The 14,314-nt window shown below is 70.2% G+C and carries 17 protein-coding genes; 3 read left to right on the plus strand and 14 right to left on the minus strand.

What is annotated here, in order from left to right; translation table 11 throughout:
• Positions 1 to 116 precede the first annotated feature (116 nt).
• The gene (locus tag ACI2L3_RS16715; protein WP_404753110.1) at positions 117 to 1,550 is read right to left on the minus strand and encodes an NAD(P)H-hydrate dehydratase; all 1,434 of its coding nucleotides are present in this window, start codon (positions 1,548 to 1,550) and stop codon (positions 117 to 119) included.
• Positions 1,551 to 1,611: 61 nt separating this feature from the next.
• Entirely contained in the window at positions 1,612 to 1,980 is a 369-nt protein-coding gene (locus ACI2L3_RS16720; RefSeq protein WP_398300225.1) for a holo-ACP synthase, read from the minus strand.
• 115 nt (positions 1,981 to 2,095) lie between these two features.
• On the opposite strand from ACI2L3_RS16720, the gene coaA reads away from it, so the two are divergent.
• Both coaA and ACI2L3_RS16730 read left to right on the plus strand, forming a co-directional pair.
• Positions 2,096 to 3,076 carry a type I pantothenate kinase gene (gene coaA, locus ACI2L3_RS16725; protein WP_404753311.1) on the plus strand — a complete coding sequence of 327 codons (981 nt, stop codon included), beginning with the start codon at positions 2,096 to 2,098 and terminating at the stop codon, positions 3,074 to 3,076.
• A 28-nt stretch (positions 3,077 to 3,104) separates the two neighbouring features.
• Positions 3,105 to 4,052, plus strand: a complete 948-nt coding sequence (locus ACI2L3_RS16730; protein ID WP_404753111.1) for a DUF389 domain-containing protein — start codon at positions 3,105 to 3,107, stop codon at positions 4,050 to 4,052.
• Positions 4,053 to 4,068: 16 nt separating this feature from the next.
• Here ACI2L3_RS16730 and glmM read toward each other — a convergent pair whose 3' ends face one another.
• The 4 genes from glmM to ACI2L3_RS16750 form a co-directional block, all read right to left on the minus strand.
• The gene (glmM, locus tag ACI2L3_RS16735; protein ID WP_404753112.1) at positions 4,069 to 5,436 is read right to left on the minus strand and encodes a phosphoglucosamine mutase; all 1,368 of its coding nucleotides are present in this window, start codon (positions 5,434 to 5,436) and stop codon (positions 4,069 to 4,071) included.
• 93 nt (positions 5,437 to 5,529) lie between these two features.
• The gene (gene rpsI, locus ACI2L3_RS16740; protein ID WP_404753113.1) at positions 5,530 to 6,051 is read right to left on the minus strand and encodes a 30S ribosomal protein S9; all 522 of its coding nucleotides are present in this window, start codon (positions 6,049 to 6,051) and stop codon (positions 5,530 to 5,532) included.
• 42 nt (positions 6,052 to 6,093) lie between these two features.
• Positions 6,094 to 6,537: a 50S ribosomal protein L13 gene (gene rplM, locus ACI2L3_RS16745; protein ID WP_030782512.1), complete on the minus strand. Its 444-nt coding sequence runs from the start codon at positions 6,535 to 6,537 to the stop codon at positions 6,094 to 6,096.
• Positions 6,538 to 6,852: 315 nt separating this feature from the next.
• Positions 6,853 to 8,073, minus strand: a complete 1,221-nt coding sequence (locus ACI2L3_RS16750; RefSeq protein ID WP_404753114.1) for a glycosyltransferase family 87 protein — start codon at positions 8,071 to 8,073, stop codon at positions 6,853 to 6,855.
• 74 nt (positions 8,074 to 8,147) lie between these two features.
• Between ACI2L3_RS16750 and ACI2L3_RS16755 the strand changes: the two genes are divergently transcribed.
• Positions 8,148 to 9,014 (plus strand): hypothetical protein, encoded by an 867-nt coding sequence (locus tag ACI2L3_RS16755; protein WP_404753115.1) that lies wholly within the window; start codon positions 8,148 to 8,150, stop codon positions 9,012 to 9,014.
• A 41-nt stretch (positions 9,015 to 9,055) separates the two neighbouring features.
• On the opposite strand, the gene truA is transcribed toward ACI2L3_RS16755, so the two are convergent.
• From truA to map, 8 genes are all read right to left on the minus strand, one after another.
• Positions 9,056 to 9,910, minus strand: a complete 855-nt coding sequence (gene truA / locus ACI2L3_RS16760; RefSeq protein ID WP_404753116.1) for a tRNA pseudouridine(38-40) synthase TruA — start codon at positions 9,908 to 9,910, stop codon at positions 9,056 to 9,058.
• Positions 9,911 to 9,991: 81 nt separating this feature from the next.
• Positions 9,992 to 10,489 (minus strand): 50S ribosomal protein L17, encoded by a 498-nt coding sequence (gene rplQ, locus ACI2L3_RS16765; RefSeq protein ID WP_365362722.1) that lies wholly within the window; start codon positions 10,487 to 10,489, stop codon positions 9,992 to 9,994.
• 119 nt (positions 10,490 to 10,608) lie between these two features.
• Positions 10,609 to 11,631, minus strand: coding sequence for a DNA-directed RNA polymerase subunit alpha (locus ACI2L3_RS16770; protein ID WP_016645160.1), 1,023 nt, complete (start codon positions 11,629 to 11,631; stop codon positions 10,609 to 10,611).
• Positions 11,632 to 11,751: 120 nt separating this feature from the next.
• The gene (rpsK, locus tag ACI2L3_RS16775; RefSeq protein WP_003948617.1) at positions 11,752 to 12,156 is read right to left on the minus strand and encodes a 30S ribosomal protein S11; all 405 of its coding nucleotides are present in this window, start codon (positions 12,154 to 12,156) and stop codon (positions 11,752 to 11,754) included.
• A 65-nt stretch (positions 12,157 to 12,221) separates the two neighbouring features.
• Complete coding sequence (gene rpsM, locus ACI2L3_RS16780; protein ID WP_030782528.1) at positions 12,222 to 12,602, minus strand: 30S ribosomal protein S13; 381 nt, start codon at positions 12,600 to 12,602, stop codon at positions 12,222 to 12,224.
• A 190-nt stretch (positions 12,603 to 12,792) separates the two neighbouring features.
• On the minus strand, positions 12,793 to 12,906 hold the full coding sequence (gene rpmJ / locus ACI2L3_RS16785) for a 50S ribosomal protein L36 (protein WP_003948619.1): 114 nt from the start codon (positions 12,904 to 12,906) through the stop codon (positions 12,793 to 12,795).
• A gap of 58 nt (positions 12,907 to 12,964) precedes the next feature.
• Positions 12,965 to 13,186 carry a translation initiation factor IF-1 gene (gene infA, locus ACI2L3_RS16790; protein WP_003948620.1) on the minus strand — a complete coding sequence of 74 codons (222 nt, stop codon included), beginning with the start codon at positions 13,184 to 13,186 and terminating at the stop codon, positions 12,965 to 12,967.
• 161 nt (positions 13,187 to 13,347) lie between these two features.
• A complete protein-coding gene (gene map, locus ACI2L3_RS16795; protein ID WP_404753117.1) occupies positions 13,348 to 14,184 on the minus strand; it encodes a type I methionyl aminopeptidase in 837 nt (278 codons plus the stop codon).
• Positions 14,185 to 14,314: the final 130 nt, after the last annotated feature.

Raw genomic sequence — 14,314 nt, forward strand, 5'->3', positions numbered from 1 at the left:
TGGACTGGTTGTGCTGTGCTGTCCTGTTGGCGGCCCAGCTCGTTCACGAGCGCCAGGACGGCGTCCAGATGCTCGGGAGGTCCGAGGAGCCCCCTCTCACCCGGCACCCACCGCGGCTACGCCTTCCGGACCTCCCGCCACACCGCGGGAATCGCCTCGGCGACGTCCTGGGCGCCCACGGGCGCGCCGTCCGCCGCGTGCCGCCCGGCGAGACCGTGCAGATACGCGCCGACGGACCCCGCGTCCCGCGCGTCGAGCCCCGCCGCCAGCAGGGACCCGGCGAGCCCGGACAGCACATCGCCGCTGCCCGCGGTGGCGAGCCAGGGCGTCCCGGTCGGATTGACGCGCACGGCCCCCGTGTCCGAGGCGATCAGGGTCGTGGACCCCTTCAACAGCACCGTCGCCCCGTACCGCCGCGCCAGCTCCCGTACGGCGGAGAGCCGCCCCGCCTCGACCTCCTCGCGGGCGACGCCGAGCAGGGCGGCGGCCTCCCCGGCATGCGGGGTCAGCAGCGTGGGAGCGCCGCGCTCCCGCACCGCGCGCTCCCCGGCGAGCCGCAGCCCGTCGGCGTCGATCAGCACCGGCACATCGGCGGCGAGGACCTCCCGCAGCCGCTCCTCGTCGTCCCCGAGCCCGGGCCCCACGGCCCACGCCTGCACGCGCCCCGCCTTCGACGGCGGTCCGGCGGACACGAGCACCTCGGGGAACCGGGCGATGACGGCGTCGGCGGCGGGCCCCACGTACCGCACGGCGCCCGCGCCGCCGCGCAACGCCCCCGCCACGGCGAGCACCGCGGCCCCCGGATACCGGGCGGACCCGGCGACGATCCCCACGACCCCGCGCCGGTACTTGTCGCTCTCCCCGCTCGGCTCGGGCAGCAGCCGCGCGACATCCGCGAACTGCAGGGCCTCCAACTCGACGTCGTCCGCAGCCAGTTCGAGTCCGATGTCGACGAGCCGCACGGCACCGGCGTACTCCCGGCCCGGGTCGACCAGCAGCCCCGGCTTGTACGCCCCGAACGTCACGGTCACATCGGCACGCACCGCTTCCCCGCGCACCTCACCGGTGTCGGCGTCGACCCCGCTGGGCACGTCGACGGCCACGACCCGCGCGTCCCGCACCGCGGCGACGAGGGCGGCGGCCCGCTCCCGCAGCCCGCCCCGCCCCCCGATGCCCACGATCCCGTCGACGACGAGCCGCGCCCCGCGCACCAGACCCTCGGCCCGGCCGTCCTCGGCGCCCACCACCGTGCCGCCGGCGCCCCGCAGAGCGGCCAGTCCACCGGCGTGGGCCCGCCCCGGGTCCAGAAGCACCGCACTGACCCCGGCACCGCGCCGCGCGAGCCGGGCCCCGGCGTACAGGGCGTCGCCCCCGTTGTCCCCGCTGCCCACCAGCAGCGTGACTCTCGCCCCGTACACCTTGCCGAGCAGCTGCGCGCACTCGGCGGCGAGACCCGCCGCCGCGCGCTGCATCAGCACACCTTCGGGTCCTCGCGCCATGATCTCGCGCTCGCCCGCCCGTACGCTCTCCACGCCATACGCAGTACGCATTCCCCCAGTCTCCCCGAGGGACCGCCCGAGCACCCACCCGTGCCGAGGGAGCCCGGCGCGCCTACCCCTCCGCCACCACCACCGCGGAAGCGACCCCCGCGTCATGGCTGAGCGACACGTGCCAGGACCGGACCCCCAGCGCGGAAGCCCGCTCGGCCACCGTCCCCCGCACCCGGACCCGCGGCTGCCCGCTCTCCTCCACGTACACCTCCGCGTCCGTCCACCGGAGCCCCGCCGGCGCCCCCAGCGCCTTCGCCAGGGCCTCCTTCGCCGCGAACCGTGCCGCCAGCGAGGCGATGCCGCGCCGCTCCCCGCCCGGCAGCAGCAACTCGCTCTCCACGAACAGCCGGTCCGCCATCCCGGGCGTGCGCTCCAGCGCCGCCCCGAACCGTTCGATCTCGGCCACGTCGATCCCAACCCCAATAATCACGAGAGCACCCTACGGAAGCCGCCCGAGCCCCGCAGGGTGACGCACCCCACCCCTCGCCCGACCCCCCATCCCGTTCAAGCAGCCGTAACAATGGACCGTGATCTCTTCGGTCTCTGTGCCCCCGACGGCACCGCGGAGCGCCCACCGGCCCAAGCCGGAGGCGACTCCCTACCTCGACCTCACCCGTGCCGAGTGGAGCGCGCTTCGCGAGAAGACGCCGCTCCCCCTGACCGCGGAGGAGGTGGAACGGCTGCGCGGTCTCGGCGACGTCATCGACCTGGACGAGGTCCGCGACATCTACCTGCCGCTCTCCCGCCTCCTGAACCTCTACGTGGGCGCGACGGACGGCCTGCGCGGAGCCCTCAACACGTTCCTGGGCGAGAAGGGGTCCCAGTCGGGCACGCCCTTCGTCATAGGAGTCGCCGGTTCCGTGGCGGTCGGCAAGTCCACCGTCGCCCGCCTCCTCCAGGCCCTGCTCTCCCGCTGGCCGGAGCACCCGCGCGTGGAGCGCGTCACGACCGACGGCTTCCTGCTGCCCACCAAGGAGCTGGAGGCCCGCGGCCTGATGTCCCGCAAGGGCTTCCCCGAGTCGTACGACCGCCGCGCCCTCACCCGTTTCGTCGCGGACATCAAGGCCGGCAAGGACGAGGTGACGGCCCCCGTCTACTCGCACCTGATCTACGACATCGTGCCGGACCGGCGCCTCACGGTCCGCCGCCCCGACATCCTCATCGTCGAGGGCCTGAACGTCCTGCAGCCCGCGCTCCCCGGCAAGGACGGCCGCACCCGTGTGGGCCTGGCGGACTACTTCGACTTCAGCGTGTACGTCGACGCCCGCGCCGACGACATCGAGCGCTGGTACCTGAACCGCTTCAAGAAGCTGCGCCAGACGGCGTTCCAGGACCCGTCCTCGTACTTCCGGAAGTACACCCAGGTGTCGGAGGAGGAGGCGCTCGAATACGCCCGCACGACCTGGCGCACCGTCAACAAGCTCAACCTCGTCGAGAACGTGGCCCCCACCCGCAGCCGCGCCACCCTCGTCGTCCGCAAGGGCCCTGACCACAAGGTGCAGCGCCTGAGCCTGCGCAAGCTCTGAAACCGCCGCGCCCCGCTACCCTGCGGACATGCTCCACCTGCGACTGATCACTCCCCCGGACAGAACCGACGACGTGGTCCACCTGATCGAGGGAACGGTCGGCACCACCCACCTCGCGGTGCTCCCCGGCGCCGCCCGCAACCCGGCGGGCGACGTCGTCATGTGCGACGTGGCCCGCGAGGCCGGCGACGAGCTGATCGGCGGTCTGCGCAAGCTCGGCATCGACGAGTCCGGGTCGATCGCGGTGGAGACCATCGACCTGTCACTCTCGCACCGCGCGGACCGGGCGGAGGACGCCGCCCCGGGCGAGGGCGCGGACGCGGTCCTCTGGGAGCAGCTGGCCGACGCGACCCACGAGGAGTCCACGCTCTCGGCCACGTACGTCACGTTCATCACGCTCGCCACGATGATCGCGGCCTGCGGCGTGGTCCTCGACAACGCGATCCTGATCGTGGGCGCGATGGCGGTGGGCCCGGAGTTCGGCCCGCTCGCGGGCTTCTGCACGGCCCTGGTGCGGCGCGCCCCGCGCCTCGCCCTGCGCTCGCTGACCGCCCTGCTGGTGGGCTTCGCGGTGGCGATGGTGGTGACGGCCGGATTCAGCTACTTCATGGACGCGGTGGATCTGTTCACCCACGACGCCCTCAAGTCGGAGCGCCCGAACACGAACTTCATCTACCGCCCGGACTGGTTCTCGTTCGTGGTGGCGGTCCTCGCGGGCGCCGCGGGCACGCTCTCGCTCACCTCGGCGAAGTCGGGCGCCCTGGTCGGCGTGGCGATCTCCGTGACGACGGTCCCCGCGGCGGCGAACGCGGCGGTCGCCTTCAGCTACAGCGAGTACAAGCAGGCGTGGGGCTCCACCGAACAGCTCTTCCTGAACCTGCTCGGCATCGTCCTCGCCGGCACGCTCACGCTGCTGACCCAGAAGGTCCTCTGGGCCAGGCAGCGCGAGCGCACCGCGAAGTCACAGCGCGCCTGAGCCGGCGTCAGCAGGACTAGCCCAGCGCCGACTTCACCACATCGGCGAGCCGACTCGCCACGGACCGCGCCTGCTCGATGTCGGCGGCCTCGACCATGACCCGCACCAGCGGCTCCGTCCCTGAGGGGCGAAGCAGCACGCGCCCGGTGGAGCCCAGCTCGCGCTCGGCCTCGGTGACGGCGGCGGACAGCTCCGCGGAGGTCTTCACCCGCGACTTGTCGACGTCGGGCACGTTGATCAGGACCTGCGGCAGCCGCTCCATGACGCTCGCCAGGTCCGCGAGCGTACGTCCCGTCTCGGCGACGCGGGCCGCGAGCAGGAGCCCGGTCAGCGTGCCGTCGCCGGTGGTGGCGTGGTCCAGGACGATGACGTGCCCGGACTGCTCGCCGCCGAGGGCGAAACCGTGCTCCTTCATCGACTCGAGCACGTACCGGTCGCCGACGGCGGTCTGGACGAGGGAGAGCCCCTGGCCCTCCATGGCGAGCTTGAAGCCGAGGTTGGACATGACCGTCGCGACAACGGTGTCGTGGCGCAGTGTGCCGTGCTCCCGCATGGCGAGGGCGAGCACGGCGAGGATCTGGTCGCCGTCGACCTCGGCGCCCGTGTGGTCCACGGCGAGGCAGCGGTCGGCGTCCCCGTCGTGCGCGACGCCGAAGTCGGCCTTGTGCTCGACGACGGCGGCCTTGAGCAGCTCCAGGTGCGTGGATCCGCACCCGTCGTTGATGTTCAGGCCGTCGGGCTGGGCACCGATCGTGATGACCTCGGCACCGGCGCGCGCGAAGGCCTCGGGCGAGACGCGGGCGGCGGCGCCGTGCGCCTCGTCGAGGACGATCTTCAGCCCGTCGAGGCGGTTCGGCAGCACCCCGATGAGGTGCGCGACGTACTGGTCGAGCCCCTGGTCGTACGACTTCACCCGGCCGACGGCCGCGCCGGTGGGCCGCTGCCAGGGGGTGCCGGTGCGGCTCACGAACTGCTCGTCGTACACGGCCTCGATGCGGTCCTCCAGCTCGTCGGCGAGCTTGTGGCCGCCGCGGGCGAAGAACTTGATGCCGTTGTCGGGCATGGCGTTGTGGCTGGCGGAGAGCATCACACCGAGGTCGGCGCCCAGCGCACCGGTGAGATGCGCCACCGCGGGGGTGGGCAGCACACCGACGCGCAGGACGTCCACACCCGCGCTCGCGAGGCCCGCGACCACCGCGGCCTCCAGGAACTCCCCGGACGCGCGCGGGTCACGCCCGACCACCGCCACCGGGCGATGGCCTTCAAAGGTGCCCGCCTCGGCCAGTACGTGCGCCGCCGCCACGGAGAGTCCGAGCGCGAGCTCGGCCGTCAGATCCGCGTTGGCGACACCGCGCACGCCGTCCGTGCCGAAGAGTCGTCCCACTGCTGTCCTCCGAACGTTCGTTCCTGATAGACGAACGCCCCGGCAGCACGGTGAGTGCCGCCGGGGCGAACGAGAAGTACGAGCAGGCAGCGATTAGCGCTTGCTGTACTGCGGAGCCTTGCGGGCCTTCTTGAGACCGGCCTTCTTGCGCTCGACCGCACGGTCGTCACGCGTCAGGTAACCGGCCTTCTTGAGGGCGCCACGGTTGTTGTCGACGTCGGCCTCGTTCAGCGCGCGGGCGACACCGAGACGGAGCGCACCGGCCTGACCGGAGACACCGCCACCCGCGATGCGGGCGATGACGTCGTAGCGGCCGTCGAGCTCGAGCACCTTGAAGGGCTCGTTGACTTCCTGCTGGTGGACCTTGTTCGGGAAGTAGTCCTCGAGCGTGCGCCCGTTGACCTTCCACTTGCCGGTGCCCGGGACGATCCGGACGCGGGCGATGGCGTTCTTGCGACGGCCCAGGCCGGCGGCCGGCTGGGGGTCGCCGAAGCGCGCGGCGTTCGACTCCGAGGTGTACTCGCCCTCGACGGGCGCCTCGGACTCGGTGGTGTACTGCTCTACGTCGACACCCTCGGTCTCTTCGACCGGCTGCTCAACGGTGGTCTCGGCCACGATTCTCCTCAGATTTCTTTACGTCTTTGGGGGTGGCCGGAACTACTGCGCGACCTGGGTGATCTCGAACGGGACCGGCTGCTGAGCGCCGTGCGGGTGCTGGTCGCCCGCGTAGACCTTCAGCTTCGAGAGCATCTGACGGCCCAGGGTGTTCTTGGGGAGCATGCCCTTGACGGCCTTCTCGACAGCCTTCTCGGGGCTCTTCTCAAGCAGCTCGTCGTAACGGACGGAACGCAGACCACCCGGGTAGCCGGAGTGGCGGTACGCCATCTTCTGGGTCTTCTTGTTGCCGGAGAGGTGCACCTTCTCCGCGTTGATGATGATGACGAAGTCACCGGTGTCAACGTGGGGGGCGTAGATCGGCTTGTGCTTGCCACGCAGGAGGGTGGCAGCGGTGGTCGCCAGACGACCGAGGACGATGTCCCGGGCGTCGATGACGTGCCACTGGCGGGTCACATCGCCGGGCTTGGGGCTGTACGTACGCACTTAGTAGCCTTCGCTTCTTCAGTGGATGGGGTCCAGACACACGGCACCCAGGAAGCGATCATGCAGCTGGGGCCCACAATGCCGGGGACGCTGCCCGTATGCGAGCCACTGGTAACTGCTCCAGGGAACCTACGTAAGGGCCCTTTCGCGTGAGATCGAGGACACCAATACGTATCAATCCCCGAGGGTACCCGCGCTGCCCCGTACGGGTCAAAACGCGGCTCCGGAGGCCTGCACCAGCGACTCCCCCACCACAGACGGGCTGCGCTTACCAGCGTAACGGCCCCCGCGGCACCACCCTGACCACACACCGCCTCACCTGCTCCGCGCCGCCTCCCCCACCACGGCCCGCGGCCCGCCCTGCCGCGCGGGCTCCCGGTGTTCTACCGGCTCACCGGCGCCCGCACCCCGCACGCACGCCCACCCGACCGACCCCGCGAGCAGGCACAACGTCACCGCGTCCTTGAAGGCCCGCCGCGTCCCCGGCTCCAGCCACGGCCAGGAGAAACCCGGCACCTGCGGCACCAGCGCCACCCAGAACCACGGACTGCGCGCCGCCGCCCCCGGCGTCAGGGCCCCCGCGAGCAGCAGCGGCAGCACGACGAGCAGATAGTGGTCGTACGAGGGACGGGAGACGAGAAAGGCCGAAAGCATCAGCATCACGGCGCATTCCACCGCCCTCGCAGGCCCCTCGTCCCCCCGCTGCCACCGCCGCCACGCACACCACAGCCCGGCCGCCGCCGCACACACGGCCAGCAGCGTGGCGCCGCCCTGCGGCACCCCGAGCCGCGCGAGCACCGCGGAGGGCGACGCCTCATAGAGCCGTACGAAACTGTCCTCACCCTTCAGCAGGAAGGGCAGCGTCCGCGTGAAGAACCCGCCGGGATCCGGCATGACGAGCGCCGCCCCCACCGAAACCGCCGCGGGCACGCCCACCGCCGCCCCCAGGGCGCCCCACCGGCGCGCCAGGACGAAGAGCAGCACCACGGGCGCGAGCAGCGGCTTCACGGCGACGGCGGCGCCGACGACGAGCCCGGCCGCGACCCACCGGCCCCGGCAGACGAGCAGCAGGGCCAGGGGCAGCGCGGCCGCGGAGCCCACCGTCCAGTTGCCGAGCTCGACGAGGTGCCCGAAGGGCGCGAACCCGAGCGCGAGCCCGAGCAGTCCGTACGCCGCGAACCGGCTGCGCCACGGCACCCCGTACATACGCAGGGCACACGCCCACCCGATGACGAGCCCGGCGGTCACCCCCGCGGGCACCAGGAACCGCACCACGTCCACGGGCAGCAGCGCCTGCGGCACCGCCGCGAGCACGGCGCCGGGCAGATAGAGGAAATGCCGGTCGGCGTAGGGCGACCGGCCGTCCAGCCACGCCTCGGCGGCCCGCACCACGATGTCGTTGTCCATCCCCCCGTCCGGCACCCGCAGCCCCACCCGGACGACGGCGGCCACCAGCACGACCCCGAGCACGCCCCGGACATACCACCCGGCCGACCGCAACAGCCATCCGCTAACCGCCGTTTTGCCCGTATTCATAGGGCACAGGCTAGGTGGCACACCCCACACAACCGCCGCTCAACATCCCCGACGGCCCGTCTAAGATGCGCCCCATGAGCTTTGGGCAAGGGGGACCTCAGTGGGGTCCGGGGGGAACGGGCGGAGCCGGTGGCGGACCCGCGCCCGACTGGGCGGCGCTCGCCGAGGCCGCCGAGGCACGCACCCGCCGCCGCAAGTGGCTGATGATCGGGGGCGGCGTGCTCGCCACGGTCGGCATCGCGGCCGCCGTGGCCATCACGGTCGTCTCCGCGAACAGCGACGACGCCTCCGCGTCGAACAAACCGGCGAGCGAGCTGCCGTCGGCCGCCGACATTCCCGGCGCGAGCAAGGACCCCGAGCCGTCGTTCGAGGCGACGACACCGCCGCCCCCGCCGGACCCCAAGGACTTCATCTCCAGCGCCAAGAAGGACAAGGCGCCGCTCACCCCGGAGGGCCTCTTCCCCGGCAAGACCCTGCGAGCGGGCGAGCGCGTCTACAAGAAGGGCCCGACCGACAGCACCAACACGTGCGCGTCCGTCACCCAGCCCGCCCTCGGCTCCCTCCTCACCAAGCACGACTGCACGCGCCTGATCCGCGCCAGCTACATCAGGAACGGCATCGCGGTCACGGTCGGCGTCGCCGTCTTCGACACCGCCTCCGACGCCAAGAAGGTCAAGGACCAGGTGAAGAGCGGCCTCGTCGACTCCCTGTCCGGCAAGAACGTGCCCGCCTTCTGCCGCACGGGCGTGTGCCGCGGCACCTACAACGCCTTCGGCCGCTACGCCTACTTCACCACCACGGGCTACACCAGCGGCAAGAACGTGACGACGTCCGACCGCAAGGCCTACGGCGTCGGCGACGACCTGGCCCGCTTCGCCTTCCACCGGATCAACCAGCGGGGCCAGGCCCAGGCCTCGGCCGCGGCCCAGGCCCCGCAGTAGAGCGACGCTCCATACCCCGCCCGGGGTTCAAGGACAGGCTCTCAGCAGCAGCCGGCCCCGGGCAGCGTCCGCTTGTTGCGCGCCTCCTTGTTGCGCGCGGCGAGCAGCTCGTCGGCGGGATAGCCGACCTCCTCCAGGGTGAGCCCGTGCGGCCGCACCACATGCACGGCGGAGTCCCGCACGCCGGCCGCGAGCACCTTCCCGGGCCACTCCACGGGCCGGTGCCCGTCGCCCACGAACAGCATGGCGCCCACCAGCGACCGCACCATGTTGTGGCAGAAGGCATCGGCCCGCACGGTCGCCTCGAGGATCCCGTCGGCCCGCCGCTCCCACCGCAGCTCCTGCAGCGTACGAATGGTCGTGGCGCCCTCGCGCCGCTTGCAGTAAGCGGCGAAGTCGTGCTCCCCGAGCAGCCGCTCGGCCGCGGCGTTCATGGCGTCGAGGTCCAGCTCCCAGTCGTGCCACAGCACATGGCCGCGCAGCAGCGGGTCGACGCCCCCGGGGTGGTCGGTCACGCGGTAGGCGTACCGCCGCCACACCGCGGAGAACCGCGCGTTGAACCCGGCGGGCGCCTCGGCGACCTTCCACACCCGCACGTCGTGCGGCAGCCGCCCGGCGAGCCTGCGCAGCAGCTTGTCACTGTGCTCGGCCCAGACGTCCTCCGGCAGGTCGACGTGGGCGACCTGCCCCCGCGCGTGCACCCCACTGTCGGTCCGGCCCGCGACCGTCAGCTCGTACGTCTCCTGCGACCGCGTCACGGTCCGCAGCGCGGTCTCGATCTCCCCCTGGACGGTGCGCTGCCCCTGCCGCTGCTTGGCCCAGCCGGAGAAGTCCTTCCCGTCGTACGAAAGGTCCAGCCGCACCCGCACGAAACCGGGCTCTACTTCATCACTCACAGAACAGATCCTCTCAGGAGGCCGACCACGCGAAAGCGGGCCCGCCCCGAAGGGCGGACCCGCTCACAGCAAGGCAGAGCCTCAGGCGTCCTTGGACTCCTCGGCAGCGTCCTCAGCCGGCTTCGCGTCCTCGACGGGCGCGTCGTCCTTCTTGAGGGCGTCTTCCTTGACGGCACGCTTGGTGGCCGCCTCGGCCTCACCGGTGGCCTCCTGGGCCACGGTCAGGGCCTCCACCAGCTCGATGATCGCCATGGGCGCGTTGTCGCCACGACGGTTACCGATCTTGGTGATACGGGTGTAGCCACCCGGGCGGTTCTCGTAGCGCGGGCCGATCTCCGTGAAGAGCGTGTGCACGATGCTCTTGTCGGTGATGACGGACAGCACCTGGCGGCGGTTGTGAAGGTCACCCTTCTTCGCCTTGGTGACCAGACGCTCCGCGTACGGACGCAGACGACGGGCCTTGGCCTCGGTCGTCGTGATCCGGCCGTGCTCGAAGAGCTGCTTGGCGAGGTTCGCCAGCAGAAGCTTCTCGTGCGCGGCGCTGCCGCCCAGACGGGCACCCTTGGTGGGCTTCGGCATGGTGTTTCTCCTTGATGTCTGCCCCGGCCGTATCAGGTACCGGGGTCAGTGGCCGCGCCCCGATAGGGGCGCGGGGAACTGCGCGACCAGCCACAACGGTCCCGCAGCCAAAATCAGACCTAGTACTGCTCGGTCTCGACGAACCCGGCATCGGCGTCGTCGTCGGCGCCGAACGCGTCAGCCGCAGCGGTCGGGTCGAAGCCGGGAGGCGAGTCCTTGAGCGCAAGACCCATGCCGTTCAGCTTCATCTTGACCTCGTCGATCGACTTCGCACCGAAGTTGCGGATGTCGAGCAGGTCCGCCTCGGAGCGGGCCACGAGCTCACCCACGGAGTGGATGCCCTCGCGCTTGAGGCAGTTGTACGACCGAACGGTGAGCTCAAGCTCCTCGATCGGCAGCGCCAGGTCGGCGGCAAGGGCGGCGTCCGTCGGGGACGGGCCCATGTCGATGCCCTCGGCGTCGATGTTGAGCTCGCGGGCGAGACCGAACAGCTCGACCAGCGTCTTGCCGGCGGACGCCATGGCGTCGCGCGGCCGCATCGCCTGCTTGGTCTCGACGTCGACGATCAGCTTGTCGAAGTCGGTGCGCTGCTCGACACGGGTCGCCTCGACCTTGTACGTGACCTTGAGCACCGGCGAGTAGATGGAGTCGACCGGGATACGGCCGATCTCCTGGCCGACCTGCTTGTTCTGGACGGCGGAGACGTAGCCGCGGCCGCGCTCGACGGTCAGCTCCATCTCCAGCTTGCCCTTGCCGTTGAGCGTGGCGAGGACGAGGTCGGGGTTGTGCACCTCGACACCGGCCGGGGGCGCGATGTCGGCGGCGGTGACCAGACCCGGACCCTGCTTGCGCAGGTACATCACGACGGGCTCGTCGTGCTCCGAGGAGACGACCAGCTGCTTGATGTTGAGGATGAGGTCGGTGACGTCTTCCTTGACACCCGGCACGGTGGTGAACTCGTGCAGGACACCGTCGATACGGATCGACGTGACCGCCGCACCCGGGATCGAGGAGAGAAGGGTCCGGCGAAGCGAGTTGCCGAGGGTGTAACCGAAGCCCGGCTCCAGCGGCTCGATGACGAACCGCGAGCGGAACTCGTCGACGACCTCTTCGGTCAGCGACGGGCGCTGTGCAATAAGCATGAAGGAATCCTTCAGTCAGGGGCACCCACTATTTGATGCCCTGATTCGTTACAAGGGTACGGGCGATACAGCTCCGAAGAGCCGTACCGCCCGAACCCTCAGATCAAGCAGCAGCCTGCGTCAGACGCGGCGGCGCTTGGGCGGACGGCAGCCGTTGTGCGGCGTGGGCGTCACGTCCTGGATCGAGCCGACCTCGAGGCCGGTCGCCTGGAGCGAACGGATGGCGGTCTCACGACCGGAACCCGGGCCCTTGACGAAGACGTCGACCTTGCGCATGCCGTGCTCCTGCGCGCGACGGGCAGCCGACTCGGCAGCCATCTGCGCGGCGAACGGCGTGGACTTGCGCGAGCCCTTGAAGCCGACGTGGCCGGCGGAGGCCCACGAGATCACGTTGCCGGTCGGGTCCGTGATGGACACGATCGTGTTGTTGAACGTGCTCTTGATGTGAGCGTGCCCGTGGGCAACGTTCTTCTTTTCCTTGCGGCGCACCTTCTTGGCAGCGCCCTGACGACCCTTGGGGGGCATCTATAACTCCTACGGGAGGTGGTCGGTCCTGCAGCGTCAGCTGTCGATAGACCGCTGAGCGAGGACTACTTCTTGCCCGGCTTCTTCTTACCGGCGATGGCGCGACGCGGGCCCTTGCGGGTGCGGGCGTTCGTGCTGGTGCGCTGACCGCGGACGGGCAGGCCACGGCGGTGGCGCAGACCCTGGTAGCAGCCGATCTCGACCTTGCGACGGATGTCGGCCTGGATCTCGCGACGCAGGTCACCCTCGGTCTTGATGTTGGCGTCCACGTACTCGCGGATCTTGACGAGGTCTTCCTCGGTCAGGTCGCGAACGCGGGTGTTGCGGTCCACCTCGGTGGCGTCCAGCGTCTGCTGGGCCAGCGTGCGGCCGATGCCGAACACGTAGGTGAGGGCGACCTCGATGCGCTTTTCGCGCGGGAGGTCAACGCCTTCAACGCGTGCCATTCATGGCTCCTGTTGATTCTTCGGAGGTCTTCAGCAGAACCACTCCCAGCGGCCGTATGAGGTACCTACTGGGTCCCCGGCCTCCGACCGGGGGTGTCGCCCTCCATTACCTGAATGGAACTGAAGAGGGACGGGTCCTGCGTATCTACTTACTTGCGTCGCGCGAAAATCTGCGAACTGCAGTCGTGCGTCAGCCCTGGCGCTGCTTGTGGCGCGGGTTGTCGCAGATGATCATGACCCGGCCGTGACGGCGGATCACCCTGCACTTGTCGCAGATCTTCTTGACGCTCGGCTTGACCTTCATTGGGTGAGGTTCTCCGGGTCAGTGCCACCACCCCGCGTGAGCGGGATGCGGGCAAGATCTACTTGTACCGGTAGACGATCCGGCCACGCGTCAGGTCGTACGGAGACAGCTCCACCACGACCCGGTCGTCAGGGAGGATGCGGATGTAGTGCATGCGCATCTTGCCACTGATGTGTGCCAGGACCTGGTGGCCGTTCTGGAGCTCCACCTTGAACATGGCGTTCGGAAGAGACTCGACGACAGTGCCTTCGATCTCGATGGCACCTTGCTTCTTGGCCACGCTTCGCCCTTCGAATCGACTACCTTGATCGACTTCATGCTCCGTATGCAGGCACACGGATGCACGAGAGCCGACGCGTCAGTCTACGTCAGTGCACTCGGAAAGACGAATCGAGAAAGTCTGCCCCATGACGTAGATCCTTAAGCAAGAGGGTGCAGCCCTCAGCCCAGCGGATCCGGCGCGACAGTGACCCCGTACTCCGCCAGCTTCGCCTTGCCGCAGTCCGGGGCCGTCAGGACCAGAGGACCCGCCTCCGTGAGAGCCACCGAGTGCTCCCAGTGGGACGACCAGGTGCCGTCGGTCGTGATGACGGTCCAGTCGTCCTCCAGGACCTCCGTGCGGGGGGTGCCGAGGGAGACCATGGGCTCGATGGCGAGACAGAAGCCGGGGACCAGCTTGGGACCCTTGCCGCGGCGGCGCTCGACGTAGTTCAGGAGGTGGGGGTCCATGTGCATCTCGGTGCCGATGCCGTGCCCGCCGTAGTCCTCGACGATCCCGTACTTGCCGCCGCCCGGCTTCGGCTGCCGGCGGATGTACGTCTCGATGGCGCGCGAGATGTCGACGAGCCGGTTGCCCTGCTTCATCGCCGCGATACCGGCCCACATCGATTCCTCGGTCACCCGGGAGAGCTCGACGAGCTCCGGGGCGTGACCGGTCCCGACGAAGGCGGTGTACGCCGCGTCACCGTGCCAGCCGTCGATGATCGCGCCGGCGTCGATGGAGATGATGTCGCCGTCCTTCAGGACGGTCTTGTCGTCCGGGATGCCGTGCACGACGACCTCGTTGACCGAGGTGCAGATCGTCGCGGGGAAGCCGCCGTACCCCAGGAAGTTGGACTTCGCGCCGTGCTCGTCGATCACCTTGCGCGCGACGTCGTCGAGATCCTTCGTGGTGGCGCCGGGCACCGCGGCCTCACGGGTCGCGGCGTGGATCGCGGCGACGACAAGGCCCGCCTCACGCATCTTCGCGATCTGCTCGGGGGTCTTGATCTGCACCATGGGGCTTCCGCTCTCCGTCATCCGTCCAACAACCGGCTACGTACACGAACCGACTACGTACACAACAGTACGGCCGCGGTCCCCCGAGGGGCACCGCGGCCGAAACAGCGTACTGGTTACTACTGGTCCA

Origin of the sequence: Streptomyces sp. NPDC029674 (genome assembly GCF_044903205.1) — a bacterium.
Taxonomy (GTDB): domain Bacteria; phylum Actinomycetota; class Actinomycetes; order Streptomycetales; family Streptomycetaceae; genus Streptomyces.

Excerpts from the sequence above, each read along its gene's own strand:
- ACI2L3_RS16770 (WP_016645160.1), bottom strand. The coding sequence starts at position 11,631 with ATGCTTATTGCACAGCGCCCGTCGCTGACCGAAGAGGTCGTCGACGAG.
- rplQ (WP_365362722.1), bottom strand. The coding sequence starts at position 10,489 with ATGCCGAAGCCCACCAAGGGTGCCCGTCTGGGCGGCAGCGCCGCGCAC.
- rpsK (WP_003948617.1), bottom strand. The coding sequence starts at position 12,156 with ATGCCCCCCAAGGGTCGTCAGGGCGCTGCCAAGAAGGTGCGCCGCAAG.
- ACI2L3_RS16750 (WP_404753114.1), bottom strand. The coding sequence starts at position 8,073 with ATGAATACGGGCAAAACGGCGGTTAGCGGATGGCTGTTGCGGTCGGCC.
- map (WP_404753117.1), bottom strand. The coding sequence starts at position 14,184 with ATGGTGCAGATCAAGACCCCCGAGCAGATCGCGAAGATGCGTGAGGCG.
- rpsM (WP_030782528.1), bottom strand. The coding sequence starts at position 12,602 with ATGGCACGCGTTGAAGGCGTTGACCTCCCGCGCGAAAAGCGCATCGAG.
- ACI2L3_RS16730 (WP_404753111.1), top strand. The coding sequence starts at position 3,105 with ATGCTCCACCTGCGACTGATCACTCCCCCGGACAGAACCGACGACGTG.
- ACI2L3_RS16715 (WP_404753110.1), bottom strand. The coding sequence starts at position 1,550 with ATGCGTACTGCGTATGGCGTGGAGAGCGTACGGGCGGGCGAGCGCGAG.
- ACI2L3_RS16755 (WP_404753115.1), top strand. The coding sequence starts at position 8,148 with ATGAGCTTTGGGCAAGGGGGACCTCAGTGGGGTCCGGGGGGAACGGGC.
- rpmJ (WP_003948619.1), bottom strand. The coding sequence starts at position 12,906 with ATGAAGGTCAAGCCGAGCGTCAAGAAGATCTGCGACAAGTGCAGGGTG.